This window comes from Streptomyces sp. NPDC055025 (genome assembly GCF_053608565.1).
The window spans coordinates 18,144-44,166 of sequence record NZ_JBSGVS010000033.1 but is presented as its reverse complement, the minus strand read 5'-3'; the positions used below and the strand labels follow the sequence as shown (position 1 = coordinate 44,166).

Sequence of the window (26,023 nt, the reverse complement as noted above, 5' to 3'; positions counted from 1 at the left end):
CTGCCCGGCGCGGTGCGGCGCCGCGAGGACGCGAAGGACCGAGTGTGATGTTCCCTGCCCCAACGACTCATCCACGCACCGTCAGATCCGCCCACCGCGACGGGGAGATCACCGCCTGGGCGCTGGCCGCCGGGGGCGGCGACCGCGAGGCGGCCGAGTGCTTCGTGCGCGCCACCTACGACGACGTACGGCGGTTCGTCGCGCATCTCAGCGCCGATGTCCCGGGCGCCGACGACCTGGCCCAGGAGACCTATCTGCGGGCCCTGACCAGTCTGGCGAAGTTCGCGGGCCGCTCGTGCGCGCGCACCTGGCTGCTGTCGATCGCGCGGTGCGTGGTCATCGACCGCTACCGCAGCGCCGCCGCCCGGCCCCGGGTCGCCGACACCCTGGACTGGCAGACGGCGGCCGAACGCGCGCAGCCGCGCCATCTGCCCGGCTTCGACGAGACCGTCGCGGTGTTCGACGCCCTGGACGCGATGGACCCGTCGCGGAGGGAGGCCTTCGTACTGACGCAGTTACTGGGTCTCTCCTACGCGGAGGCCGCCAGCGCCGCGGGCTGTCCGGTCGGTACGGTCCGCTCCCGGGTGGCGCGCGCCAGACGTGACCTCACCTCGGTCTGGCAGCCCGCGCGGTCCTCTCGCGACCACGTCTCCTAGCTGTCCCCAGCTGTTCCCAGCTGTCTTCCAGACGTCTCCGCCTACGTCGCCGGGGTCCCGCGTGAGGGGGCCCGGCGGCGCTCACGGGTCATCAGGGCGGGCAGAGCCGGCAGGATCAGGCACTGGAGCGACACCACGAGCCAGAAACCGGGGACCATTCCCGCGCCCTCGGCGACCTCGTAGAGCCGGCCGCCGGCCACCCCGCTGGCGAACGCCCCGATTCCGGCGGCCAGCCGCTGGCGGCCGAAGACCGTGGCCGGCTCCGCGGACGACCGCGCCAGTGCCTCCAGATCGTTCTTCAGGAAGAGAACGATCTCGCCCAGACAGATCAGCGCCGCGCCCGCGCCGATGCCCGCCCGGCCCCCGGCCGCGATGACCGCCATTCCCGCCGCCATCGCGCCGAAGCCCACCCGTATCGCGGTGCCGTAGGCCAACCCGGCGATCCACTCCGACAGCAGGGGCTGCGCGACGACGAGAAGACACGCGTACCCCATCAGCACGGCGCCGTAGAACGAGGCCGAGGTACGGGGGACGGCGTAGAGCGCCAGATAGTGCTGGAAGAACATGAAGACGTACACGCTCAGCACGGTGACCGTGAAGGGCAGCGCGTCGCGGCCGGGACGGGGTGGCCCGGTCGTGTCCGGAGGCGCCGCGGGGAGCGTGGCGGGCGGCGACGGTCGCGGTGCGGGCGGTCGCGGCGCCGACGGCAGCAGCGCGTGTCCGAGGCCGACCACGGCGAACAGCAGCGCCACTGCGCCGAACAGCGCGCCCGGTGACGCCAGGACGAACGGCGCGGCGGCCGGCGGGCCGAGCGCGATCCCCGCGTTGAACGCCGAACCGCTCGCCGAGAGCAGCCGGGGCCGCTCCGACTCCTTCGCGCCCTCCACCAGATACGCCTTGTTCGCGGGCAGATAGAGCGCCGCGCCGCACGAGACCAGGAACAGCGCGCCGACGGCGAGCGCCGGACTGCCGAGCCCCGGCACGAACGCCGCGAACCCCGCGGTGCGCACCCCCAGCGCCACCAGCATCGTGGCCCGCAGTCCGATCCGCCGCGCCAGCGCCGCGCCCGCCACTCCTCCGGAGAACTGCACCAGCGAGGCGATGGCGAGCACCGCACCGACCGTACCGAGACCGAGCCCCAGCCGCTGGTGCAGCAGCACCGACATGTACGGCAGTACGGCGAAGCTTCCCAGGGTGATCAGGAACGAGCAGGCCAGCAGAAACGACTGCGGTCCGGTCGGCAGTCCGGGGCCGCGCGCCCGTACACCGGGGCCGCGCCGCCGCGTACGGTCCCGTCCGCAGTCCTCGCCGCCGCCGTCCCCGCTTCCGCCGTCCCCGCTTCCGCCGTCCCCGCTCCCGCGCTCACCGCCCACCGTCGTCCACGAGGACGGGGCGCACACCCGACGCGGCGCTCGCCGCCCGGTGCAGTGCCAGCTCCGCGGTGGCCGCCTCCGCCAGGACCATCCCGGTGCAGCCGCGCTGATCGGCCACCGTGCCGATCGTGTCCCCGGGCGCCCGCACCGGGTACCAGCGCACCGCGCCCGGATAGGACCCGAGCCCGTCGAGCCCGCGCCAGCCCGCCAGTTCACCGGTCCGCTCCGGGTAGACAAGGACGAATCCGCTGGCGGGGCCGGTGTGTTCAAGCGCGGCGTCCATCAGCAGGGGACGGCGCCCGAGCGCGGTGTCGATCATGGCGTCGTACACATTCGTCCGCAGGGACCGGCACAGCGCCTCACCGACCAGGGCCCCGCCGATCCTCCGGTTGATCTCGACGAGTTCGGGACCCTCGGCGGTGAGGATGAACTCCACATGGGCGAAACCGCTGTGGTGCCCCGCCGTGTGCAGCACCCGGCCCACCCACTCCTCGATCCCGGCCGACTCGCCCCGGGGCAGCGCGACGGGGAAGGCGGCGGCCTCCTCCCGTACGGCGGGTTCCCGTGAGGTCTGCCGGCTGAGCACCCCCAGCAGCCGGGTGTCCCCGGCCCAGCTCAGGGTCTCCGCGCTGTAGAGCGGTCCGGCGAGGAAGGGCTCCGCGAACAGCTCCCCGGTGAGGGAGCGCCGGCCGGCCTCGGCGAGCGCGGCGCGCAGCGCCTCCTCGTCCCTGACCACCCAGACATCGCGGGACGAGGTGCCCGCGGAGTCCTTGAGGACGGCGGGCAGCCCGATCGTACGGAGCACCTCGGCGGCGGGGTCCGTGTCCGTGCCCGCGCTTGTGCCGAGCGGTACCGGTACGGCGGGGCCCTTGCTCAGTCCGGCGCGGTGCAGCAGCCCCCGTACCCGCGCCTTGTCGCGCAGCACCCGTACCGCGTCCGGATCGGGGCCCGGCAGTCCGAACTCGGCCGCCAGATCGGCGGCCGGGACGCTCCAGGTGTCCGTGGTGTTGATGAGACCGGCCAGTCCGGGCAGGGCCGCCAGCGCGCGCCGGGTCGCCGTCCGGTCGAAGGTGTCGACGTCGACCACGGTGAGCGCGCCGTCCGGCAGTGTGTCCGGGAGCGTGTCCAGCTCATGGCGGTACACGCTCCGGTCGCCGGTCAGCAGTGTCAGCCCGTGTCCGGCGCCGGCCGCGGCGGCGGCCATCCGGGCCAGTCCGAAGGACAGTGATTCCAGTGCCGCGATCGTCATGACGGTTCCCCCTGCGACAACGGCCGCGGCCGGAGGTCGGATCCGCTCTCCGGTCCGACGTCGGCCACGACGAGTTCCTTGTGGGAGCGGCGCTCCCACTCCATCACCGACCACGGCGGCCGGAGTTCGTCCAGGGTGTGGATCCGCCCCGGCCGCAGGGCGCGTATGTCCAGTGCCTCGGCGTGCCGGGCGAACACCCGCTCCGCGTACCGGTGTCCGGTGTCCGCGCCGATGACCAGATGCTGCCGTCCCGGATCGCGGTCCGCCTCCCAGCCCGCGACGAGATGCGCGGCTCCCGTGGACAGCCCGGCGAACACGGCGTGTTCCCGCAGCAGACCGACCGCGCCGGCCATCGCATGGCGGAAGTCCACCCAGTGGAGCGTGTCGTACAGCTCGTGCCGGACATTCTCGAAGGGGATGGAACTCCCGATCCCCGCGATGATCGCCTCGGGATCACTGAACCGCTCGCTGCCGAAGGTGACGCTCCCGAACGGCTGGATCCCCACCAGCCGCACCGCACGGCCCGATCCGCGCAGCGCCCGTACCAGACCACCCGTCGACGCGCCGGTGCCGACGGCGCCGACCACCGTCAGCGGGCCGTCGGGCAGGGCCTCGGCTACCAGTGCCGCGAACTCCCGGTACCCCGCGTAGTGCACGGCGTCGTGATACTGCCGCATCCAGTGGAAGTCCGGTCTGCGGGCGAGGAGTTCGCGGACACGCCGCACCCGGCGCTCCTGATCCAGCCGGAGACTCTCCGACGGGGGCATCTGGTCGACCGTCGCGCCCAGGACCTCCAACTGGGCCCGCATCACCGCGTCGACGGTCGTCGACGCCACGATGTGGCAGCGCAGTCCGTACCGGTGGCAGGCCATGGCGAGCGCCAGCGCGTAGATACCGCTCGAACTGTCGACGAGGGTCTGCCCGGGGACGATACGGCCGCGCCGCAGCAGCGTACGGACCGCCCCCAGCGCCGCGTACACCTTCATCGTCTCGAAGCGGGCCAGGACGACATCGCCGCCGAGCCGGATCAGATCGGGGGCCTTCATCGCGTCGGTGATGTGCTCGTGTATCGGAGTGCGTGCCGTCATTTCCGTGTCCCCCGTACGATCAGCCGGCGAGAGCGCTGGTCATAGCCGGAGCCGTCGAAGCCCCCGAAGCACTCGACATCCGTGAACCCGGCCGCCACGAAGAGATCGTGCAGCTCGGCGGCGCTGTAGAGGAAGGAGGTGAGCGACGCCGTACGCGCGGTCGAGCCGCGCACCAGCGTCCAGTCGGTCCGCAGCCGGCGCCAGCTGTCGAGCACGGTGTCGCGCTGGACGACATACGAACCGTCGGGGAGGTCGACCGCCTGCGGCCGTCCGATCCAGCCGGCCAGGACCTCCTTGCCCATCACGTCCACCAGCAGCCGGCCACCGGGCACGAGGGACGCGTGGGCGTTGCGCAGTACACGCAGATTGGCGTCCGGATCATCGAAGTAGCCGAAGGACGTGAAGACATTGAGCACGGCGTCGAAGGAGCCGGGCTCGGTGTACTCCAGCATGTCGGCCCTGATCAGCCGCACATCCGCACCGGCCGTCGTACAGGCCGTCCGCGCCCGCTCCAGCATGACCTCACTGAGGTCGACACCGGTGACGGTGTATCCGCGCCGGGCCAGCGGCACCAGGAAGAGCCCGGGGCCGCAGCAGAGATCCAGCACCCGGGAGCCGGGCGGGAAGTCCAGCAGCGGTGAACCCGCCACGATGCCCGCGACCTCCTCGCCCCGGGCGGCCGAGAACATCGTGGGCGCGAAGTCGGACCAGAGGGAGTCGTCCTCGTACCACTTCAACCGTGCTGCCCTCTTCCTGAGCCTCGACGGCCCCTGATCCCGGCCCTGTCCGGCCCCTGATCACCGCTTCCTTGTCAGTAGTCGGCCGCTGTCCACGGCTGGTTCCCGGGGTTCCCCGGAGATTCGGGACGCTGCGCGGCGGACCGGCCGGCCCGCCGCACGGTGGTGCTCAGTCCTCAGTCCTCAGTCCTCAGTGCTCAATGCTCAGTCCTCAATGCTCACTGCCCACTGCTCGGTGTTCAGACTTCGCGCTCGGCCGCGGCCAGGGCCGTACGGATCGTCTCCACGTCCGCGCTCACCGCCGGGACGTCGAGGGCGTCGCCGTGCCCCTGCGCGTACGGCCTTCCGTAGACCGGGGTGCCGGGCTCGAACCGCCAGCTCTCCGCGAGCGGGCCCGCGTCCACGACGTCATAGCCGAGGAGGTCGAGCAGCCGCGTGGCGGAGGCGTTCGCCTCCGGGTCGTCACCCGCGATCGGCAGGGCCGTGCGGTCGGGCGCGCCCGTGGGGCGTGCCAGCGAGGCGAGATGCTTGAAGAAGATGTTGTTGAACGCCTTGACGACCTTCGACTCCGGAAGGTGTTCCTGGAGCAGACCGCTGCTGGTGTCCTTCCGGGCGTCCAGCTCCGGGATCCGCCCGTCGCGCCCGGGATAGTAGTTGTTCGTGTCGAGGACCACCTTGCCCGCCACGGGCGCCACCGGCACCTCGCGGTAGTGCTTCAGCGGGACGCTGACCACCACCCAGTCGCCGGCCTCCGCCGCCTCCGCCGGTGTCGCGGCCCGTGCCCGCGGGCCCAGTTCGGCCACCAGGCCGGCCAGGGTCTCCGGGCCCCGGGAGTTGCTGAGGACCACGTCGAGCCCCGCCGCGACGGCGAGGCGCGCCAGGGTGCCACCGATGTTTCCACTGCCGATCAGTCCAAGAGTGCTCATAGGCCTGCCAGCGAAGGACACCGCGGCGGTATTCCCCGCCGCGGTGTCCTGTCCGCTTCTGGAGCAGTCGTCGGACGGAGTGATCTCCGGATCGTCCGGCTGTCAGCAGTTCTTGTAGTCGGAGCGCGTGGAGTTGTACGCGCAGGTGTCGTGCACCGCTCCCGAGGACCGGGTCAGGGTGGCCTTGTCCTTGTCGTTGTTCCAGACGTAGGCGGCACGCTGCTGGTACACCGTGGTACCCGTGTTCGTGCCCTTGCCCGTCTTGACGGTGACGGTCTTCCCGGCCTTCAGCGTGAATGTCTTGAACGTGTACGCGTGCCGGGAGGCGTCGGTGAGCTTCCAGCCCTTGAGGCTCACCGCCTTGGCGGTGGTGTTCTTGATCTGGACCCACTCGCCGTTGAGGCTGGTCTTGGACCGGTTGTCCGAGCCGGGGGAGTCGTACCAGATCTTGGTGATGTGCACGGACCCGGCGGCCTGCGCCTGTCCGGGGAACATCATCAGGGTGGCGGCTGCCGCCGCGAGGGCGGCGGCAGCGCCGGCTGTGCGGGCACGGGGCATCAAGGGATACGTCCTGTTCGGGGATGGCGCCGCGCTACGGGGCGGACGCGAGGAACCCGACATTACGCAGTGCGTGCCCGCGAAATACTGCTTTCCAGGAAATCACATCAGAAGTACGCTCACGCCCCGCAGAACTCATGACCGGTCCAAGTGGCTTTCGGGCGAGGGCGCTTGACGGTACGTCAGTGGTCTTCGCCGGTCTTGTGGACCAGACCTGTGGCACCGTCCTCACCCGGCCTCACCGGCGCCGCGCGCGGTGGCGAGATGGCTGCCCGCGGCCTGTTCCAGATGGACCAGATCGCTGGCGACGGTGGCGAAGGTGAAGCCCTCGGCCAGCCGTCTCGCGGCGCTCGCGCCGTCCGGGGTGTGGATGCCCGCCGCGATACCGGCGGCGGCCGCCGTCTCACGGATCGTCACCAGCGCCGCCTCGAACCGCTCCCCGACCGCCGGGTCGCCCGTGGTGGCCCCGCCGAGGCCCAGACGCAGATCGGAGGGGCCGACATAGATGCCGTCGAGGCCCTCGGTGGCACAGATCCCCGCCACATCGGCGAGACCGGCCGCGGTCTCGATCATCGCGAGCACGACCGTCTCCGCGTGCGCACGCGCCGGGTCGGGGCCGATACGCAGCGCGGAGCGCATCGGACCGTACGAGCGGTGCCCGAGCGGCGGATAGCGGACGGACGCCACCGCGTCGGCCGCGTCCTGGGCCGTGTCGACGAGCGGCACGATCACACCGGCCGCCCCCGCGTCGAGCGCGCGGCCGATCGGGCCCGCGTCATTGGCCTCGACCCGTACCAGTCCGACGGCGCTGCTCCCCTTGGTGTCGATGGCGGTGAGCGACGCGAGTACCCCGGTGTACGCGAGCAGACCGTGCTGGGAGTCCAGGACCACATAGTCGTAGCCGAGACGCGCGATCCGTTCGGTGGAGACCGGGGAGTCGAGGACGGACCAGTAGCCGATGAGCCGTTCGCGGGCGCGCAGCGAGGTGGCGAAGGCGGCGGGCGTGCCGGACTGGTCTCGGGTCATGGGGGGCTCCTTCGGGGCGGTGGGGCTGACACGGGCGGCGGGGCGGCGGCCTTTTCCGGTCTCCGGCTACGGTTCCGGTCAACTTCGGGCAGAGCGGTGCGAGCGGCGCAGCCCGACACGGGCCGGTCCATTCACCCTCATTCAAGCTCCTTTCCGCTTATTGGCCAACAGCCGGAGAATGCAAATCCCGGAAGGGTCGACTTTCCCCCGTCGACTTACTAGGATGCCCAACAAGTTCTTGGCGCCCGTATTGTTGAAACTCGACAGATGTCATCGCGGTAATCCATTCATCTGTCGGTAAAGCACGGTTAAAGGCTTCTGGCTGCCTACTGTGCGTCGGTGGAGATCGACGTGGAGCGAATGGGCAGGTGGTCGGGCATATCGCGTTGTCACGGGGGAGATGGAAATAGTGGGGCCTGTTAGAGGTCTGTACCAAAGAAGATTGCGGAATATTTCTGTCCGGCGATGTCGGCGATGTCCTGGCGATGCGATGTGCCAAATTTCCGGCACTTTCACGCGTCGCGGACCCGAGTCCTGATCCGGGGGCGGGAGTCGCGTGCGTTTCCAGCTTCTGGGTCCTTTGAGCATCGCCGAGGGCGAGGACGCCGTTGTCCTCAAACCGTCCAAACCGGCCAGCCTGCTGGCGGCTCTGCTCATTCATCCCGGATCCGTCGTCTCGACCGGCTATCTGCTGCGTGCCCTGTGGGACGAGGACCAGCCGGCCACCGCCAGGGCCGCCCTCCAGAGCTGTGTCCTGCGGCTGCGCCGGCTCTTCACCAAGTACGGCGTCACGGGCAGCGCCATCGAGGCGGTGCCCGGCGGTTACCGGATGAACGCCGACGCCGGCACCCTCGACCTGGTGCGCTTCCGCACCCTGGTACGGGCGGCGGACGGCCTGGGCGACGCGGAGGGCGAGCTCTACCGGCTCAAGGAGGCGCTCACCCTCTGGCAGGGGCCGCTGCTGGCGAACGTGCCGTCCCCGATGCTCCATCGCGACGAGGTGCCGGGCCTCACCGAGGAGCGGCTGCGCGCGCTCGAACGGGCCTGTGACATCGAGCTGGCGCTGGGCCGATGCCGCCAGGTACTGGTCGATGTATGGGAGGCGGCGCGCAGACATCCCGGGCGCGAGCGTTTCTCCGAACAGCTCATCGAAGCCCTCTACCGCACCGGCCGGCAGTCGGAGGCCCTCACCGAGTACCGCTCCGTGAAGGGCAGGATGAAGGAGGAGCTGGGCATCGATCCCGGCCCGGGACTCCAGCGGCTCGAACTGGCCATCCTCCGGGGCGATGACCTCGGTCCCGCGGCCGTCGACCGGACGGTACCGCTTCCCGGCCGTACGGCGGTGGCCCTCACGGCGGGGACCGCGCGGCCGGCACTCGCCGCGGCCCCCGCGCCCGCCTCCGCTCCCGCCGCCCCTCCCGCGCCGGTCCCGCTCCCCGTACCGCCCGTGCCGTCCTTCACCGGCCGGGCCGCCGAGCGGGCGGCGATCAACGCGAGCCTCACCGCCGCCGCCTCGGACGGTCCGGGCGCCCCGAGAGGTCCGGGATCCCAGGGCGCCGCCACCGTCGTGGTCCTCTCCGGCGCCCCCGGCATCGGCAAGACGGCGCTGGCGCTCCAGAGCGCCCACGACTGCCAGAACAGCTTCCCCGGCGGGGTGTTCGTCCTCACCATGACCCGTCCCGACGGATCGTCCGTCACCCCGGCCGAGGCCATGGCGGACCTTCCCGCGCCCGGTGCCGGCGCCGGGCGGACACTGATCGTCCTCGACGATGTCACCACCGCCGACCAGGTCCGCCCGCTGCTCCCGGCGGCGGCCGGCGGCGCGGCGGTCGTCACCAGCCGACGCGGTCTGGCCGGACTCGTGGCCACCCACGGCGGCACCGTCCACCGGCTCTCCACCCTGGACCCCGAGGAGTCCCAGGAACTGCTGGCCGCCGCCCTCGGCGCGGGCCGGGTGCGCGCGGAGCCCGCCGCCGCCCGGGAACTGGCCGGTGTCTGCGGCCACTTCCCGCTCAGTCTGCGGATCGCGGCCGCCCGGCTGCTCACCCGCCCCGGGCTGCGTATCGAGGACTGTGCGGCCTGGCTGGCCGAGGATCTGCCGGCCAGGCTCTCCCTCGCCGACGACCCGAGGATGTCCGTACCGCATGTGTTCGGCAGGGCGCTGCACCGGCTGGAGCCGCGCTGGCAGCAGGCTTTCCGCCAACTCGGCGACCAGGAAGGGCTGTTGCTCTCCTCGCGTGTGCTCGGCGACTCCGCGGAGGCGGAGGAGGCGCTGGAGCGTCTCGCCGACGCGGGACTGCTCGAAGAAGGGCCTCCCGGCCCCTATCGCATCCATCAACTGCTGAAAATCTACGCGCGTCGGCAGGCGCGCGAATGGAACCGGGACCAGACGGCCACAGCGCCCCACTGAGGCGCGATGCCCGACCTCGAACGATCCGGCCACCTTGACCACACCACGTATCCAGGGGTGTCTTTCACATGGGCTCAACCTATGAAGCCGTCGCCACGACCCGTCCGCGTATCCGCCGGGACGTCCTGTTCACCGAGACGGCGGACGGAGTGCTGTTCCACAACGCCGACGGCGGGTTCCAGCTCACCGCCAGGTCCGCCTACCGCTTCGCCACACTGATCGTCCCGCATCTCACCGGGGAGCACTCGGTCGCCGACATCTGCGAGGGCCTCGGTGACCGGCAGCGCGCCATGGTCGGCGAGCTGGTGAAGAGCCTGTACGAACGGGACTTCGCCCGAGCGGTGCCGGAGACCGGTACCGGTACCGGTACCGAGGTGGTGGACACACCGCCCGATGTGGCCCGGCGCTACGCACCGCAGATCGCCTACGCCGACCACTACTCGGACGACGCGGAGGCGAGGTTCAGGCGGTTCAGCACCGCGCGGGTGGCCGTCCTCGGTGACGATCTCGTCGCCCGCTGGTGTGTGCTCAGTCTGATCCGCAACGGCTGCGCCACCATCGGTGTGCGGCCCGGACTCGACGGCGAGGCACGGGAGATCATCGAGAGCGAGGCACGGGAAGCGGCGGACGACGGCTGCCCGGTGACCCTTCTCGACCTCGGCGCCGACGACCCCGCACGGCCCCTGGGCTGGCCGGACCTCGACACGTACGACATCGTCGTGGTGACCGGCGGACCGGAGGCGCCCCGGCGGCTGTTCCCGCTGCTGCGCGCGGGCGTTCCCGAGGGCCGTACCCTGCTGCCGGCCTGGTCCTACGGCCATCAGTCGGTGGTGGGACCGCTGATGACGGCCGGGGCCACGAGCTGCTGGGCGTGTGCCGCGCTGCGTATCGGCTCCCACGACGGGGCCGCTGCCGCCGCCGACATCTGGAACGCGCTGGCGCTGCCCGGCACCGTTCCGGTCGGTGATCTCCCGAGCCGTCCCCTGGCGGCCATGACCGGCAATCTGCTCGGCTACGAGATCTTCCGGATCACCACCGGCGCGCTGCCCGCCGAGACCGCGGGGCAGCTCATCGTCCAGGACATGCGGTCGCTCGATGTGTCCGCCGAACCCCTGCTGCCGCACCCCCGTTGCCCCTTCTGTACCGGTGCCGACGGCGGCGCTGTCGCCGGAGCCGGTGTCGCCGACGGCCGGACCGACGGCCGGACCGAGGAGAGCGCCGCCATGGGCGCCGACGGAAGTTCCGTACCGGTGGCGGCCGTTGATCTCACCACGGCCGGGAGCGGCACACCGCCGATGCCGACGCTCGCCACGGCCCGGGACGCCGACGCCCTGGTGGAGGAGTTGAACCGCCGCTCGGTGCTCGTCCGGCCACGGGCCGGGGTCTTCAGCCGCTTCGCCGACGAGCCGCTCACCCAGATCCCGCTCAAGGCCACCGTCGTCGAGTTCGGCACCGGTCACGGCACCGCGCGCCGGGTCGCCGCCTTCGATGTCCACCATGTCGCCGGAGCCCGGCTGAGGGCGCTCGACGCGGCGGCCGAGGTCTACACCGAGCATGTCGTGCCCACGGCGGGTGTACTGACCGGTGACCGGGTGGCGACGGCACGTGCGCAGATACGCGCCGTGGAGCCCGGGGCGTTGACGACGGCGGGCGCGACGGCCGCCGAGGGCGAGCGCGTGAGCGCGTGGACCCTCGCCGCCTCGCTCCTGACCGGGGAGCGGCTCCTCGTGCCGGCGGCGGCGGTGCGGACCTTCGGCCCCCACAACGCCGACCGGCTGTACGAACCGACCCGCGCCGGGACCGGCGCGGGGGCCTCGGCGGCGGACGCCGCGGCCGGCGGGCTGCTCTCGGTCCTCGCCCATGACGCGCTCGTCCGTACGCTGCGCGGCGGACCGGCGAGCCGGATACCGCTCAAGGCCCTCGGCGAAGGCCCGGACGCGGACGCCGAACTCACCTTCCTCATCCGGTCCGCGGCCGTGCTCGATGTCGAACTGGAAGTGCTCGACCTGGGCGAGAGCGAGCGCTCCGGAGTCCATGTCCTGCTCGCCCGGGGAGCGGGCGGCTGGGCCATCGGCAGCGAGACCGGCTGGCGCGGCGCCGCCGTCGCCGCCGTACGCGATCTGCTCGGTACGGTGCAGCTCGAACGGGACGACTCCGCCGCGCCGTTCGACACCGGGGACCCGCTGCTGCGCGACCTCGACCCGGCGGCCCTCGACGCCACCGACGCCGACGGCCTGCCCGCCGTCGCCGACCGGGACGCCGTCTCCTGGCCCGAGGTGCTCGACCGGCTCCGCGCGGCCGGACGCGACGCCCTGGTGGTGTCCACCGGCTCCGCCGATCTGGCCACCGCGGGGATCAGGACCGCCCGGGTACTGCTCACCACGGAGGCGTCCCGTGGCGCCTAGCACCCTCGCCACGCGCCCGGCCGGTGTCATGGACCCCGCCCATCGCGCGGGCCCGCGTCTGGCGGAGCTGCTGGGGCGCGCCCTCGACCGGCTCGGCGGCCCCGAGACGGTCATCGGAGAACTCGGCACCAGCGACGCGTTCGCGGCCGAGGGCCCCGAGCACGCCGAGGGCCCCGAGCAGGCCGAGCACGCCGAAAGCGCCGAGGACACCGAGCACGCCGAAGATGCCGAGAGCGCCGAGCACGCCGTCCCGACGCTCACGCGCGGCGGCGGGCCGGAGACCGCGCGGCAGGCCCCTCCCGGGTCGGCCGTCCCCGTACATCTCTACGGCGGGCACGCCGTCGTCGGACCGCTGCCGGTCGGCGACGGCACCGGCGGGACGGCCTCCGGCGCGGCCTGTTCCCGCTGTCTGGCCCGCCGCTGGCAGGCCGTACGGTCGGTGGCGCTCCGCGACGCCCTCGAACTGGGCGGAGAGACCAGAGCGGCCGGCGAGTGGCCCTACGCCACCCCCTTCGCCGCGGACGCCCTCGCCGCGCTCCTCACCGCGCTGCGGGACCAACCCCCCGCGTCCGAGGGGCCGTTCCCCGAGATCCGGCTCGTGGACCTGCGTACCCTCACGGTCCGGAGCTACCCGCTCGTCCCCGACCCGGAGTGCCCGCGCTGCGCCACCCCCCGTACCGACACCGCCGAGGACGCCCGGATCACACCGCGGCCCGCCCCCAAGCACCGCGCGGGCACCTTCCGGGTGCGCCCCATCGAGTCGTACGCCATCGAGGTGGCCGCGTTCGCCAATCCGGTGTGCGGCGCGCTCGGTCCCTCCGTGGTCCATGACGTCTCCTCCACCTCCACCTCGGCGACCATCGGCTGCTTCTCGATGCGCTCCGGGGAGTATCTGCGCGAGACGTTCTGGGGCGGTCACGCCGACTCGTTCGGCCACAGCAACCGGATCGGCGTACTCGAAGGCATGGAGCGGTACGCCGGAATGCGGGCGCGCTCCCGGATCACCAGTGTCGTCGGAACGCTCGACGAGTTCGGCGCCGACGCCGTCGATCCCCGTGAAGTCGGCCTGTACGCACCGGAGTTCCACCGCGACAATCCACGGGTCCGCCCGTTCGCGCCCGACCGCGAGATCCCCTGGGTCTGGGGCCACTCCCTGCGCGACGACAGACCGCGGCTCGTGCCCGAGGTGCTGACGTACTATCACGCGCCCGGACTGGAGAACAGATTCGTCCAGGAGAGCTCCAACGGCTGTGCATCCGGCGGATGTCTGGAAGAGGCCGTCTACTTCGGTCTGATGGAGGTCATCGAGCGCGACGCCTTCCTCCTCACCTGGTACGGGCGGCAGCCGCTGCCCGAGATCGACCCGGCCACCAGCACCCGCGCGTCGACCCGGCACATGGTCGACCGGCTGGCGATGTACGGCTACCGGGCACGGTTCTTCGACACCCGGATCACCTTCCCCGTCCCGGTGGTCACCGCCGTCGCGGAACGCTTCGACGGCGGACCCGGCCGGATGTGCTTCGGGGCGGGCGCCGGGCTCGACCCCGAGTCCGCGCTCGACTCGGCGCTCTGCGAGATCGCCACCGACGCGGTCAACCTCCAGGGCCGCACCGAGCGCGACGAGCCGCGACTGCGGGCCATGGCCGAGGACTTCGACCGGGTGACGGCCCTGCACGACCATCCGCTGGTCTACGGCATACCGGAGATGGGCCGGTACGCGGACTTCCTCCTGGACGGTCACGGCCCGCGGCGGCGGGGCGCGCCCGAACCCCCGCGCGCGGTCGCCGATCTGCGCTGGCCCGACCGGTCCGGCGCCCCGGCCTCCCCGGACCTCCGCGAGGATCTGCGCCGGTGTGTCGACGCGGTGACCGCGGCGGGCTTCGACGTGGTCGTCGTGGACCAGACCATGCCCGAGCAGCGCACGCTGGGACTGCACACCGTCAGTGTGCTCGTCCCCGGACTCCTGCCGATCGACTTCGGCTGGTCCCGGCAGCGCGCCCGCACCATGCCCCGGCTGCGCACCGCCCTGCGCGAGGCGGGACTGCGCGACCGCGACCTGACGCCGGAGGACCTCAACCCGGCGCCCCACCCCTTCCCGTGAACCGACCGTCCAGCGTCCAGCAGGTCCAGCTGGTCCAGCAGAGAGAGGAGCGTCCCGTGGGCTACGCCCATGAGTACGCGGCAGCGATCATGCAGCGCGGCCGGATCCCGATGGAGCCCGCCGATTTCGTCCCCGACTGGGCGGACCGGCCCCGCAAGGCGAAGTACTACCCCGGCGCCGGGGCGTTTCCGCTGCCGGACACGGACTACCCCGCGGCGGCGACCGTCGCGGCCGGCTGTCTGCCCGCGAGGGACCTGCTCGCCGGGGATCTGCCCGCAGGGGGCCCGTCCGCCGGGCCCCCCGGAGGACCGGGCGCCGAACGACCGGGCGCCGGCCGGCCGTTCACGCTGGACACACTGTCGGGGATGCTGCGGGACTCCTACGGGCTCACCGGCCGCAGGCTCGGTGTCCAGACCAATACGGATCTGGCGGCCCTGCCGCACTACGCCCAGGCCAACTGGTCACGCGGCACCGCCTCCGGCGGCGGTCTCTACCCGGTCAGTGTCTACTGGATCTCCGGCCCCAGCGGACCGCGGGCACCCGGCATCCACTACTACTCGGCCCCGCACCACGCCATGCAGCGGCTGATCGCCGGAGATATGACCGGTGAGGTGCGCGCGGCACTCGGCGCGGGGGCGGAGGGGGCGGAGAGGACGGCCGGCCCGGTCGGCGCGGCCCATGACCAGTTCCTGGTGCTGGGCGTCAAGTACTGGCAGAACGCCTTCAAGTACAACAGCTTCTCCTTCCACGCCGTCAGCATGGACCTCGGCGCGATCCTCCAGACCTGGCGCATCTGGGCCCGCGCACGCGGTCTGAAGGTCGAACCGGCGCTGTGGTTCGACGAGCGGAGGCTGAGCCGTCTGCTGGGGGTGGACAACGAGGAGGAGGGCGTCTTCGCCGTCGTCCCGCTGACCTGGGCGGGCGCCAGGCCCACCGCCCCCGCGCTGTCCGCACCGCCGGCCGTCCGGCACACCGACTCCGAGCGCTCCCGTACGGTCCTGCGCTTCGAGACCCTCCAGCGGATCCACACCGCGACCACGGAAGCCGCGACCGAACGCCCCGCACCGGGCGCGCTGGCCCCGGCCACCAACGCCACGCCCGCCGGTACCGGCGTGACCGTGGCTCTGCCGGCGCCCGAACTGCCGCCCGTGAGCGTCCGTACCGCACTGCGGACGCGCAGGAGCAGCTTCGGCCGCTTCGACGCCAGTACGCCCCTGACCACCGGGCAGCTGGCCGCGGCCCTCGCGGCCTGCGCCGCCGCCTCGCTCGGCAGCGACGCCGAACGGCCCGAGCGCGCCGGGCAGGCAGGGGGGCACGCCGGGCACACCGGGCCGGCAGGGCACACCGGGCCGGCCGACGGCACCGTACGGGATCAGCCGGCCACCCCGGGGCTCGTCACGCTCTACGCCTTCGTCAACCATGTCGAGGGCGTCGAGCCCGGTGCGTACGCCTACGATCCCGCCGCCCATGAGCTGCGGGTGGTGGTGCCGGGCCCGCCAGGACCCTTCCTCCAGCGCAACTACTTCCTCTCCAACTACAACCTGGAGCAGGCGGGCGCCGTGCTCGTGCCCACCGTCCGTACCACCGCCGTCCTCGACGCCGTGGGGGACCGCGGCTACCGGCTGGTCAACGGCACGATCGGAGCCGTCGCCCAGACCTTCTACACCGCCGCGTCGGCCCTCGGACTCGGCGCGGGCGTCGCGCTCGGCTTCGACAACATCTCCTACGTCGAGGAACTCGGCCTCGACCGCACGGGCGAGGACCCGCTGCTCATCATGCTGCTCGGCAACGAGCGGGCGCGGCCCGCCGACTTCCGCTACGAGATCGCCTGACCCGGGACGGGAGAACTGCCATGACACCGGGCACGAGTACGAGTACGAGTACGGACACCAGCGCCGGCACGAGTGCACCGACGAGCACGGCGACGAGCACGGGCGCGACCACGACAGCGGACGGGACAGCGGGCACGACAGCGAGCGGGACAGCGGGCACGACAGCGAGTACCGGTACGGCCGCGGGCGCTGCGGCGGCTACGGTACCTACGGCGGCTCGGGAGGCCGTCGGCGCCGACTGGCGCCCCGGCCGGCGCTTCATGCTGCGGGTCGCCGGACTCCCCGTCGAGTCCGTGCACGCGCTGCGCTGCGAGGACAGCGGACGCTGGTCCGACGAGGTGCTCGCCGCCGAGGACCGGCTGCGTACCCGCGGCGCCGAACTCAGCGATCTGCTGCACGAGGTGGTACGGACCACCGATGTCTCCCCGGACGGGGAGGGCGGCACACAGCGCCGTGAACTGCTCGCACTGCGCCGCGAGATCTTCAACAACCGGCTGCCGGCCGCCCCCGGGAGCGCCCTGGCCCTGGTCACCGCGCTCGCCCCGCGCGCCGCCGGACCGACCGCGGAGTGGCTCAGGGACCGCGGGCATCTGGAGAAGCTGCGCGCCGAGGGAGCACCGCTGCTCGCCGCCGATCTCGACAGGACCCGGACCGCGCTGCGCGGTCTGCTCACCGAGGACCGGCTGCGCTGCGGACTGCTGCTCGCCTCCCCGACCCTGGAGGGGCAGCTCGACGCCTACGCCGCCAAGGCCGCCTCCGGCGCGCCCTACGACAAGCGGATGCGGAAGATCGAACGCTCGGTGCTGTCCTATCTGTACCGGACGGCCTGCAAGACCAGCCCGTTCAGCACCTTCACCGGTGTCGCCACCGGCCTCTTCGACGAAGGCGGCGCCGAGGCCGCCGTCCGTGTCGACGAGGAGTGGTCGAGCCATGCGCGGCTCAATGTCGTCGTGCTGGGACGGTTCGCCGAACTGATCCTCGCCGACCCGGCCCGGCGCGGTGATCTGCCCGTACGGCTGGCCTCCGGCTGGGAGCGCGACGACGACCGGATCCGGTACGTGCGCCAGTGGGTCACCACGGGCGACGACTCCGCCGCGGTCACCTTCGACGCGGTCAAGGACCGGCTGTTCTTCCTGCGCCGCAGCGGCACCCTGGACCGGCTGCTCGCCCTCTTCGACACCGACACCGGCACCGACACCGGGATCGGGACCGACGCCGGCACCGGCGGCGAGCTGCGCTACCGCGATCTGGTGGAGTGGCTCCGGACCGAGCACGACGCCGAGCCCGGGATGTGCGAGACCTATGTCGCGGCGCTGCTCCAGCTCGGGATGGTGCGGGTGCCCTGTCTGGACACCGATGTCCACAGCCCCGATCCGCTGCGCTCCTTCTGCGGCGCGCTCGGCGGACTCGGCCGTCCCTGGGCCGACGAACTCGCCGCCGCCCTCGGAGGACCCGTCTCCGTCATCGACCGCTTCCCCTCGGCCGGTCGCGCCGAGCGGGCGGAGCTGCTGCGCGAGCTGCGCGCCGGACTGCGCGCGGCCCAGGCCCTGTTGACCGACGGCGAGGCCGAGACCACACTCCCGCAGACGCTGCTGTACGAGGACGTCAGCGCGGGCCGCGAGGTGAGCTGCGCTCTGGGCGCCTGGACCGGACCGGCCGGCGGGGCGCTGCGCTCCGTCGAACGGATCCTGCCCGCCTTCGATCTGACGCTGCCTCAGCGCGTCACCTTCAAGGGCTTCTTCCTCGCGCGGTACGGGCGCGGCGGACGGTGCGACGATCTGCTCGGGCTCGTCCACGACTTCCACGAGGACTTCTTCGACCAGTACCTCTCCTTCGCGGGCAAGCGGCGGCCCTTCGACGACCGGGGCGAGTACGTGCCGGAGGAGAACTGGCTCGGTCTCTCCGGGATCCGTTCCATCGACGCGGCGCGCAGGGCGTTCATCGGCCGGATGCGACAGGCCTGGGAGACGCGCGGTGACGCGGCCGAGATCCGGCTCGGGGAGGCGGACCTCGCCCCGGTGGCCGCCGAACTCGCCCCGATAGCGGGCGACTTCGTACCCCAGTCGCACCATCTCCAGCTCGCCCGCGAGAACGGCGCCCCGCTGATCGTGCTCAACCGCTCCTACGGCGGACTCTCCTTCCCCTTCAGCCGGTTCACCCATGTCTACGACACACCGGGTCCGTCCGGGGAGGCGGAGGCCTTCTCCCGTGAGCTGCGTGCCACCGCCGCCGGCCTCACCCCCGACGGAGCGGTGCTCGCCGAGATCACCGGAGGCGCGGTCACCAGCAATCTCAATCTGCACAGCCCGCTCACCGACTACGAGATCGTCTGCCCCGGTGAGTCGAGCACCGTCCCCGAGGACCGCCGTATCCAGCTCGACGACCTCCGCGTCGAACACGACGAGGACACCGACCGGCTGGTCCTGCGCTCGGCCCGGCTCGGGCGCGAGGTCGTCCCGGTCTATCTCGGCTATCTCGTGCCGCTCGCGCTGCCCGAGATCCCGCGCACGCTGCTTCTGCTCTCCCCGACCTCGATGGCGCCCCTCGACGTGTGGGCCGGTGTCCCGGAGGGCGAGGCCGAGGACGGTGTCACCGCGCGCCCCCGAGTGCTGCACGGCGATGTCGTCCTGAGCCGGCGGAGCTGGACCACCACGGCGGGGGCGCTGCCGCGGCGCCGTCCCGGCACCGGCGACCAGGACTGGTTCCTCGACTGGCAGCGCTGGCGGCGCGCGCACCGGCTGCCCGACCAGGTCTTCGCCACCGTCTCCGGCGGGCCCAGGGGCGGCGCGGGCGCCAAACCCCAGTATGTGGACTTCCGGAGCCTTCTCTCCCTCACCGCCCTCGAAGCGCTCCCGGCACACCCCGACGACCGGGTCGTGCTGCGGGAGATGCTCCCCTCCGAGGACGGGCTGCATGTCCGGTCCGCGCGCGGCAGCCATGTCGCCGAGCTGGCCGTGGAGACCTTCACCTCGACCCGACGACGTACAGAGGGCGCACCGACATGTCAGAGCTGACCCCCGCTCCCGCCGCCGCCCCGGTCCCCGCGGACTCGGGCTCCGCTGCCCCGGGTGCCGCCGTCGCGGGCGAGTGGCAGGCCATCCACATCTTCTACGCGGCCAACCCGCAGCCCCTGCTGGTGAACTGTGTCCGCCCGCTGGTGGCCGGCCTGACCGCCGACGGACTGCTGGCGGGCCACTTCTTCATCAACTACTGGCTGGAGGGGCCGCATGTCCGGCTGCGCCTCAAGCCCGCCTCGGCGACGGCCACCGCCGAGGTGCGCCGCCGTGCCGAGGAGGCCATCAGCGCCTTTCTCCGCGCCAGACCCGCCCTCTACGAGGTGGACTCGGGCTTTCTCAACGAGTTCTACAACACCCTCTTCGAGATCGAGTTCCCGGAGGGCGACCGCGGCGCCTTCATGAACGCGGACGGCAGGATGAATCTGCGGCCCAACAATTCCTCCTCGTACGAGCCCTACGAGCCCGAGTACGGCAAGTACGGCGGCCCGGCCGGTGTCGAACTGGCCGAATGGCACTTCGCGCACTCCAGCGATCTGGTCATGGACGCCTTCCGTACCATGAATCTGCATCTGCGCACCGTGCTGCTCGGCACCTCGGCCCAGCTCATGATGGTCATGGCCGGCTGTTTCCTGCCCGAACGCGATGAACTCGGCGCGTATCTCGACCGCTATTACGAGTTCTGGCACAAGGCGTTCCCCGGCACCGGTTTCATCGGCTCGAAGGAGTACGACAAGAACTACGCGGAGATGGCTCCCGGCCTCGGCCGCCGCTTCGAGGGAATCCGGCAGGCCGTCCGTACCGGCGAACTGGGCCGACTGCCCGCCTTTCTGCGCGGCTGGGCCGAGCACTGTCTCGAACTCCGCTCCCGCGCCGAGGAGTTGGCCGTCCGGGGCGAGCTGGTGTTCCGCTCCTGGGACGGTACGCGCGACGAGTCGGTCACCGACCCCGCCGTGGCGCTGCCCCTGCTGCTCTCCCCGTACATGCATATGACCAACAACCGGTTGCATGTGACGATCCGGGACGAGGCGTATCTGTCGCATGTGCTGGGCCGGGTCCTGCGCGAGGGCATCACCGGCACTCCCACCCCGGCGGCGATCCCATGAGCGGTTCACCCGCAGGCTCCGCCGAGGCGCGGCGGCCCGCCGCCGGTACACCCGTCCCCAGCGCGTCCGGCCCCGCCACCACGGCCTCCGGCCCCGGCCCGGCCGGATTCCTCGCCCACCGTCCGGCGCTGCGCCCGGACGTCCTGCTCAGTCCCGCCCTGCTGCACGGTCCGGCCACCGTGCATCTGATCAAGGACCCGGAAGGAGGCGCCGCCTTCGAGGTGGGGGTGAAGGAGTACTTCCTGATCTCCCGGCTCGACGGCGCCCGCAGCCTGGGGGAGATCGGGGAGGAGTACGCCGGGGCCTTCGGCAAGCGACTCGCCGAGCCGCACTGGAAGCGGCTCCTCGGACTGCTCGGCGCCCGGGGCCTGTTGGCCGGCGCACCCGCGCGTCCGACTCAGGCGGCTACGGCGGCCATGGCGGCTACGGCGGCTACGGCCCCGGAGGCCCCGGCGGCTGCGGTGGTCACGGCGAGCGGGCCGTTCAACGGCACCCTGCTGCGTGGCACCATGCGGCTGGTCGCCGACGCGAACGCCACCACGGGCCGTCTCCACCGGCTGCTGCGCCCCGTGCTGCGCGCCCCGTTCCTGCTTCCGCTGACCGGGCTCCTCGCGGCGATGGAGGTGCTGCTCGCGTCGGCGCTGCCCGAACTGGCCGGTGACACCTGGTGGCTGTTCCACCAGCCCGTCGCGCTGTTCGCCGTCTTCACCCTGCTCTGGCTCAGCACGGCGCTGCACGAACTCGCGCACGGAGTCGCCGCCCGGCACTACGGGGGCACCGTCAGCGAGATCGGACTGCGCTGGCGGCTGCCCATGGCCGTCATGTACTGCACGGTGGACAACTACCGCTATCTGCGGACCCGTTGGCATCAGTTCGTGGTGGCCGGCGCGGGGGCCTTCGCCAATCTGCTCTTCCTGCTGCCGTTCCTCGCCTGGTGGGCCGCGCTGCCCGCCGGGGACCCGACCCGCCGTGTCCTGTCCGGCCTGCTGCTGCTCGGCAGCGTCCAGGCCCTCGTCAACCTGCTGCCGCTGCCACCGCTTGACGGCTACACGATGCTCGGCCACGCTCTGCGCGTCTCCCGTCTCGGCCCGGAGAGCGGGCGCTATCTGCGGCTGCGTCTCGGCGACCGCGAGGCCGCGGCCGCCTACCCGCGCCGGGCCCGCACGCTCTATCTCGGCTACGCGGTGGGGTCGGCCCTGCTCGTCGTGCTGATACTGGCGGCCCTGGCAACAGGCCTGTACTTCAACCTAGTTCACTGACCCACAACCCCCGAGGGGCGCAGAACCACATGAGCGAGGCCAGGACCATGGCGTCCGTGCCGGACGAGGCAGCCGCCGACGCGGCGATCGTCGTCGACGCGATACACAAGCGATACGGCGACCGCCGGGCCGTCGACGGGGTGTCACTCCACGTGAACCGCGGGGAGTTCTTCGGACTCCTCGGACCCAACGGCGCGGGGAAGACCACCCTCGTCGAGATCATGGAGGGACTGCGCGAGGCGGACTCCGGGACCGTCACGGTGCTCGGCCGGTCGCCCTGGCCGCGGAATGTGGCCCTGCTGCCGAAGCTCGGCGTGCAGACGCAGTCCTCCGCCTTCTTCGTACGCCAGACGGCGCGCGAACACCTCCGTACCGTCGCCGCCCTGTACGGGGCCGGGCGCGAGGACGCCGACCGTACCCTCGACTCGGTCGGGCTGGCGGAGCAGCGCGATGTGATGGTCGAGAATCTCTCCGGCGGCCAGCGCCAGCGTCTCGCCATCGCCTCCGCGCTGGTCCACGGACCCGAGCTGATCTTCCTGGACGAGCCCACCGCCGCGCTGGACCCGCAGGCCCGCCGCGATCTGTGGAAGGTGCTGCGCGACCTCAAGAGCGAGGGCCGCACCATCGTCTACACCACCCACCATCTCGACGAGGCCGAGGCACTCTGCGACCGGGTGGCGATCCTCGTCGACGGATCCGTCGTCGCCCTGGACTCCCCGCACCATCTCGTGACCGCCGCCGCCGTACCGACCCGGCTGCTGATCCCCGCCGAGCGGATGAGCGAGCGGGACGCGGCGGCCATTCCCGGTGTCGACCGGGTCACCGTGCAGGGTGGTTCGCTCGTCCTGGAGACCGCAGTCTCCGGCAAGGTGCTCCAGGCGGTCGACGCGATCACGGGTCTGGACGGTGTCCAGACCCGCACGGCCACGCTGGAGGACGTCTACCTCGAACTGACCGGCAGGACCGGCACCGTCGGCACGAACAGCACGCACGGCACCGAAGGCACGCACGGCACCGAGAACACGGAGCGGCAGGGATGAGCGCGTACGCGGCACTGACAGGGGCCGGTTTCCGGGCGCAGGTCCGGGACAAGGCGACCCTCTTCTTCACCTTCGCCTTCCCCCTTCTCTTCCTGGTCGTCTTCGGACTGATCTTCCGAGGCCAGGAGGTGGAGGAGACCGGCCGTCCCTATATCTCCTACATCGCGCCGGGCGTCATGTCCTGGGGTGTGGCCAACGCCGCCGTGTTCGGTGTGGCCTTCACCCTGATGCAGTGGCGCCGCGACGATCTGCTGCGGCTGATCCGGATGACACCCACCCGGCTGCCCGCGGTCCTGGCCTCCCGCTATGTGCTCGCGCTCGCCGTGGGAGCCGTCCAGGCCGTGGTGTTCGTCGCGGTGGCGATGCTGCCGCTGTTCGGACTGGAACTGGACGCCCGCTGGCCGCTCGCCCTGCCCGTACTGGTGCTCGGCATCACCGCGTTCCTCACCATCGGCGTGGTGATCGGCTCGTACGCCGACACCCCCGAGGCGGTCGCCGCCATCGCCAACTTCCTCATGGTGCCGATGGCCTTCCTCTCCGGCTCGTTCCTCCCGCTCGACATGATGCCGTCCTGGCTCCAGGCCGTCTCCCGGGTGCTGCCGCTGCGCTATCTCAACGACGCGGTGTCCGCGGCGCTCTCCGGCCGCGGCGGACTCGACGACATCGCGATCGGCTGCGGGGGGCTGATCGTCTTCACCGTCCTCTTCGGCGCGCTCGCGCTGAAGACGTTCCGCTGGAGCAACAAGACATGACGGCATCCACGACCGGTGGCCGGTCCACCGACACGGGCACGGCCACCGACACCGGCACAGACACCGGCTCAGCCGCCACCGCCACTGCCGCGGACCACGTACCGCTGGAGCCGGCACGGGAGCGTCTCCAGCGCGCGCTCGCCGAGCGGCTCGCCCCGGCCACCGCTCCCGTGGTGGTCCCCCTCGGCGCCGAAGACGTCCTCGGCGACCGCGACCCCTTCGGCGCCGTACGCCCCGGGGCCACCGTCCATCTCACCGCGCGCACTGTGCTGGTGGGTCCCTGGGGCGGTGACGGCGACGCCGCCGCCTGCGGCCGGTGTCTGGCCATGCGGTGGCAGCGGCTGCGTACCCGCACCGAGCGGGACGCCCTGGAGACCGGCGCCCGTACCCGCGCGGCCGGCCACTGGCCGCGCCTCACCCCGTACGCGGTCGACGCCGTGGAGGCCCTCTACCGCGCCGTGGTCCTCTCGGACTCCGTCCTCCCGCCGGAGGGGGCGGCGGCCGACCGACGGCTGCCCCAGGTCTCCCGGCTCGATCTCACCACCCTTGAGGTGCGGACCTATCCGCTGCTCGCCGATCCGCTCTGCCCGCACCGCGGTCCGCGCGGCACCGACAGCCGGGACGAGGCGGCGCGGCTCGGACTCGTCAGCCGGCCCAAGCCCTCGCCCGACGTGTACCGGCTGCGCCGCGCCTCCGCGTACCCGATGCCGGTCACGGCGCTCGCCAACCCGGTCTCCGGGGTGCTCGGCTCGGGCACCTGGATCAATGTCACCTCGCCCACCACGGCTCCGGTCGCGGGCAGTGTCTTCATGCGCGGATACGCGGGTTTGACGGATGTGACCTGGAGCGGCCAGGCCAACGGCTTCGACGCCAGCCGCGATCTCGCCTTCCTGGAGGGGCTGGAGCGGTACGCCGGAACCCACCGGCGCACCGGCACCACCCTGCTCACGGCCGCCTACAGCGATCTCGGCGGGGACGGTCGGCCCGCTCTCGACCCGGCCGAGTGCGGCTCCTACCCGCCCGAGACCTACCGTGACGACCCCATGGTCAGGCCCTTCGACCCCGACCGGCCCATCCCCTGGGTCTGGGGCTACTCGCTGCGCGACGAGCGCCCCCTTCTCGTACCGGCCCGGCTCGTGCACTACAGCGCCGGTCTCGCCTCCGACAACTTCGTCTTCGAGTGTTCCAACGGCTGCGCGATCGGGAGCTGTCTGGAGGAGGCGGTACTGGGCGGACTGCTCGAACTCATCGAACGGGACGCCTTCCTGGTCGCCTGGTACGGCGGCACCCCGCTCACCGAGATCGATCTGGACTCCGTCGGCGATCCCACCGTCCGCACGATGATCGACCGGGCGGCCCTCCAGGGCTATGACGTCCACGCGTTCGACAACCGGATCGATCTCGCCGTACCGGTCGTCACCGGTCTGGCCGTACGGCGTGACGGCGGGCCCGGCACCTTCTCCTTCGGCGCGGGCGCGAGCCTCGATCCGGCGGCGGCCCTGGAGGGAGCCCTGTCGGAGGTCCTCACCTATATCCCGCATCTGCCCCGCCAGGTGGAGGAGCGCCGCTCCGAACTGGACGCCATGGCCGAGGACTTCGGGAAGGTCCTGCATCTCAAGGACCACGCCCAGCTCTACGGTCTGCCGAGGATGGCCGAACATGTCCGCGGTTACCGGGAACCGTCCGCCGTCAGACCGATGGCCGACGTCTACCGTACGTGGGAGGAGCGGGACCGGCCGCGCACCGGCGATCTGCGGGACGATGTGATCCACTGCCGGGACGAACTCGTACGGGCGGGGCACGATGTGATCGTCGTCGACCAGACCACGCCCGAACAGCACCGTATCGGACTGCGTACCGTGGCCACCATCGTCCCCGGGCTGCTGCCCATCGACTTCGGCTGGTCGCGTCAGCGCGCCCCGCGGATGCCGCGTCTGCGGACCGCCGCGTGGCGGGGCGGGCTGCGCTCCGGCGAGCTGACGGAGGCGGAGATCAGGATGGTGCCGCACCCCTTCCCCTGACTCCCGTGCCCGTGCCTGTGCCCGTCCCCGCGTTCCGCACAGTGGACGGGCACACGGGCACACGGCACACGGATACATGGCACACGGCACACAAGCAGCGGGCGGTACCCGCGAGAGCTCGCAGGTACCGCCCGCTTCTTCGCCGAGCGCGTGGGATCAGGCGCTGCAGGAGGTGGTGCTGGTGGTGGAGGAGCAGGTCGACGTCGAGCTGCAGCTCGTGGAGCCCGCGAGCACGACCTCGCTGGCGTCCGAGTAGTCGGAGATCTCGAAGGTCTCGGACTCCAGCTCCATGATCTCGTCGGCCAGGGAGGCGAGGGTGCTCTTGTCAGCCATGGTGACTCCTTAGGGGAAGGCCCGGTCCCCGGGGGGCTCCCCGGTGACCCGATCCGTCTGTGCCACCCGTATTCCAGCGGACCCCACTTCCAGAACGGCACGTCTTCCACTGACCACCCGTGTCAGCGGTCTGTACG

General features: G+C 72.0%; 19 protein-coding genes. 11 read left to right on the top strand and 8 right to left on the bottom strand.

All coding sequences use genetic code 11. The features are described 5' to 3' along the window. Positions 1-47: 47 nt before the first annotated feature. Positions 48-656, top strand: coding sequence for a sigma-70 family RNA polymerase sigma factor (locus tag ACWGDX_RS20945; protein WP_453627605.1), 609 nt, complete (start codon positions 48-50; stop codon positions 654-656). A 41-nt stretch (positions 657-697) separates the two neighbouring features. Here the strand turns inward: ACWGDX_RS20945 and ACWGDX_RS20940 are convergent, their stop codons facing one another. The 7 genes from ACWGDX_RS20940 to ACWGDX_RS20910 all read right to left on the bottom strand — a co-directional run bounded on the left by ACWGDX_RS20940 (position 698) and on the right by ACWGDX_RS20910 (position 7,613). Beyond that, positions 698-2,029, bottom strand: a complete 1,332-nt coding sequence (locus ACWGDX_RS20940) for an MFS transporter (RefSeq protein WP_453627603.1) — start codon at positions 2,027-2,029, stop codon at positions 698-700. Then, the gene (locus ACWGDX_RS20935) at positions 2,019-3,278 is read right to left on the bottom strand and encodes an ATP-grasp domain-containing protein (RefSeq protein WP_453627600.1); all 1,260 of its coding nucleotides are present in this window, start codon (positions 3,276-3,278) and stop codon (positions 2,019-2,021) included. Before ACWGDX_RS20935 ends, ACWGDX_RS20940 begins: the two co-directional genes overlap by 11 nt. Beyond that, positions 3,275-4,366 (bottom strand): pyridoxal-phosphate dependent enzyme, encoded by a 1,092-nt coding sequence (locus tag ACWGDX_RS20930; RefSeq protein WP_453627598.1) that lies wholly within the window; start codon positions 4,364-4,366, stop codon positions 3,275-3,277. The genes ACWGDX_RS20935 and ACWGDX_RS20930 overlap by 4 nt, the downstream gene beginning before the upstream one ends. Further along, positions 4,363-5,103, bottom strand: a complete 741-nt coding sequence (locus tag ACWGDX_RS20925) for a class I SAM-dependent methyltransferase (RefSeq protein WP_453627596.1) — start codon at positions 5,101-5,103, stop codon at positions 4,363-4,365. The genes ACWGDX_RS20930 and ACWGDX_RS20925 overlap by 4 nt, the downstream gene beginning before the upstream one ends. Before the next feature lie 239 nt (positions 5,104-5,342). After that, positions 5,343-6,029 (bottom strand): NADPH-dependent F420 reductase, encoded by a 687-nt coding sequence (locus ACWGDX_RS20920; protein ID WP_453627594.1) that lies wholly within the window; start codon positions 6,027-6,029, stop codon positions 5,343-5,345. Positions 6,030-6,131: 102 nt separating this feature from the next. Then, complete coding sequence (locus ACWGDX_RS20915; protein WP_453627592.1) at positions 6,132-6,587, bottom strand: lamin tail domain-containing protein; 456 nt, start codon at positions 6,585-6,587, stop codon at positions 6,132-6,134. A gap of 228 nt (positions 6,588-6,815) precedes the next feature. Next, entirely contained in the window at positions 6,816-7,613 is a 798-nt protein-coding gene (locus ACWGDX_RS20910; RefSeq protein ID WP_453627590.1) for an HpcH/HpaI aldolase family protein, read from the bottom strand. Positions 7,614-8,169: 556 nt separating this feature from the next. Between ACWGDX_RS20910 and ACWGDX_RS20905 the strand changes: the two genes are divergently transcribed. The 10 genes from ACWGDX_RS20905 to ACWGDX_RS20860 all read left to right on the top strand — a co-directional run bounded on the left by ACWGDX_RS20905 (position 8,170) and on the right by ACWGDX_RS20860 (position 25,553). Then, positions 8,170-10,023 carry a BTAD domain-containing putative transcriptional regulator gene (locus tag ACWGDX_RS20905; protein ID WP_453627588.1) on the top strand — a complete coding sequence of 618 codons (1,854 nt, stop codon included), beginning with the start codon at positions 8,170-8,172 and terminating at the stop codon, positions 10,021-10,023. A gap of 68 nt (positions 10,024-10,091) precedes the next feature. Continuing rightward, entirely contained in the window at positions 10,092-12,428 is a 2,337-nt protein-coding gene (locus ACWGDX_RS20900) for a TOMM precursor leader peptide-binding protein (RefSeq protein ID WP_453627586.1), read from the top strand. Between the two features lie 28 nt (positions 12,429-12,456). Next, the gene (locus tag ACWGDX_RS20895; RefSeq protein ID WP_453627697.1) at positions 12,457-14,529 is read left to right on the top strand and encodes a TOMM precursor leader peptide-binding protein; all 2,073 of its coding nucleotides are present in this window, start codon (positions 12,457-12,459) and stop codon (positions 14,527-14,529) included. Positions 14,530-14,585: 56 nt separating this feature from the next. Then, positions 14,586-16,361, top strand: a complete 1,776-nt coding sequence (locus ACWGDX_RS20890; RefSeq protein ID WP_453627695.1) for a nitroreductase family protein — start codon at positions 14,586-14,588, stop codon at positions 16,359-16,361. A gap of 260 nt (positions 16,362-16,621) precedes the next feature. Further along, positions 16,622-19,375, top strand: coding sequence for a lantibiotic dehydratase (locus ACWGDX_RS20885; RefSeq protein WP_453627692.1), 2,754 nt, complete (start codon positions 16,622-16,624; stop codon positions 19,373-19,375). Further along, positions 19,363-20,481 carry a lantibiotic dehydratase C-terminal domain-containing protein gene (locus ACWGDX_RS20880; RefSeq protein ID WP_453627584.1) on the top strand — a complete coding sequence of 373 codons (1,119 nt, stop codon included), beginning with the start codon at positions 19,363-19,365 and terminating at the stop codon, positions 20,479-20,481. The genes ACWGDX_RS20885 and ACWGDX_RS20880 overlap by 13 nt, the downstream gene beginning before the upstream one ends. Next, a complete protein-coding gene (locus tag ACWGDX_RS20875) occupies positions 20,478-21,740 on the top strand; it encodes a peptidase M50 (protein WP_453627581.1) in 1,263 nt (420 codons plus the stop codon). The genes ACWGDX_RS20880 and ACWGDX_RS20875 overlap by 4 nt, the downstream gene beginning before the upstream one ends. Before the next feature lie 29 nt (positions 21,741-21,769). Beyond that, entirely contained in the window at positions 21,770-22,780 is a 1,011-nt protein-coding gene (locus ACWGDX_RS20870; protein ID WP_453627579.1) for an ABC transporter ATP-binding protein, read from the top strand. After that, positions 22,777-23,532 carry an ABC transporter permease gene (locus ACWGDX_RS20865; RefSeq protein WP_453627577.1) on the top strand — a complete coding sequence of 252 codons (756 nt, stop codon included), beginning with the start codon at positions 22,777-22,779 and terminating at the stop codon, positions 23,530-23,532. The genes ACWGDX_RS20870 and ACWGDX_RS20865 overlap by 4 nt, the downstream gene beginning before the upstream one ends. Then, complete coding sequence (locus ACWGDX_RS20860; RefSeq protein ID WP_453627575.1) at positions 23,529-25,553, top strand: TOMM precursor leader peptide-binding protein; 2,025 nt, start codon at positions 23,529-23,531, stop codon at positions 25,551-25,553. Before ACWGDX_RS20865 ends, ACWGDX_RS20860 begins: the two co-directional genes overlap by 4 nt. Before the next feature lie 156 nt (positions 25,554-25,709). On the opposite strand, the gene ACWGDX_RS20855 is transcribed toward ACWGDX_RS20860, so the two are convergent. Continuing rightward, complete coding sequence (locus tag ACWGDX_RS20855) at positions 25,710-25,886, bottom strand: thiazolylpeptide-type bacteriocin (protein WP_046505532.1); 177 nt, start codon at positions 25,884-25,886, stop codon at positions 25,710-25,712. Positions 25,887-26,023 lie beyond the last annotated feature (137 nt).

Bases quoted from the DNA above. Each gene is read 5' to 3' on its own strand.
- ACWGDX_RS20855 (WP_046505532.1), bottom strand. From the start codon at position 25,886: ATGGCTGACAAGAGCACCCTCGCCTCCCTGGCCGACGAGATCATGGAG.
- ACWGDX_RS20885 (WP_453627692.1), top strand. From the start codon at position 16,622: ATGCTGCGGGTCGCCGGACTCCCCGTCGAGTCCGTGCACGCGCTGCGC.
- ACWGDX_RS20935 (WP_453627600.1), bottom strand. From the start codon at position 3,278: ATGACGATCGCGGCACTGGAATCACTGTCCTTCGGACTGGCCCGGATG.
- ACWGDX_RS20920 (WP_453627594.1), bottom strand. From the start codon at position 6,029: ATGAGCACTCTTGGACTGATCGGCAGTGGAAACATCGGTGGCACCCTG.
- ACWGDX_RS20910 (WP_453627590.1), bottom strand. From the start codon at position 7,613: ATGACCCGAGACCAGTCCGGCACGCCCGCCGCCTTCGCCACCTCGCTG.
- ACWGDX_RS20930 (WP_453627598.1), bottom strand. From the start codon at position 4,366: ATGACGGCACGCACTCCGATACACGAGCACATCACCGACGCGATGAAG.
- ACWGDX_RS20900 (WP_453627586.1), top strand. From the start codon at position 10,092: ATGGGCTCAACCTATGAAGCCGTCGCCACGACCCGTCCGCGTATCCGC.
- ACWGDX_RS20860 (WP_453627575.1), top strand. From the start codon at position 23,529: ATGACGGCATCCACGACCGGTGGCCGGTCCACCGACACGGGCACGGCC.
- ACWGDX_RS20875 (WP_453627581.1), top strand. From the start codon at position 20,478: ATGAGCGGTTCACCCGCAGGCTCCGCCGAGGCGCGGCGGCCCGCCGCC.
- ACWGDX_RS20895 (WP_453627697.1), top strand. From the start codon at position 12,457: ATGGACCCCGCCCATCGCGCGGGCCCGCGTCTGGCGGAGCTGCTGGGG.
- ACWGDX_RS20880 (WP_453627584.1), top strand. From the start codon at position 19,363: ATGTCAGAGCTGACCCCCGCTCCCGCCGCCGCCCCGGTCCCCGCGGAC.
- ACWGDX_RS20870 (WP_453627579.1), top strand. From the start codon at position 21,770: ATGAGCGAGGCCAGGACCATGGCGTCCGTGCCGGACGAGGCAGCCGCC.
- ACWGDX_RS20915 (WP_453627592.1), bottom strand. From the start codon at position 6,587: ATGCCCCGTGCCCGCACAGCCGGCGCTGCCGCCGCCCTCGCGGCGGCA.
- ACWGDX_RS20865 (WP_453627577.1), top strand. From the start codon at position 22,777: ATGAGCGCGTACGCGGCACTGACAGGGGCCGGTTTCCGGGCGCAGGTC.
- ACWGDX_RS20945 (WP_453627605.1), top strand. From the start codon at position 48: ATGTTCCCTGCCCCAACGACTCATCCACGCACCGTCAGATCCGCCCAC.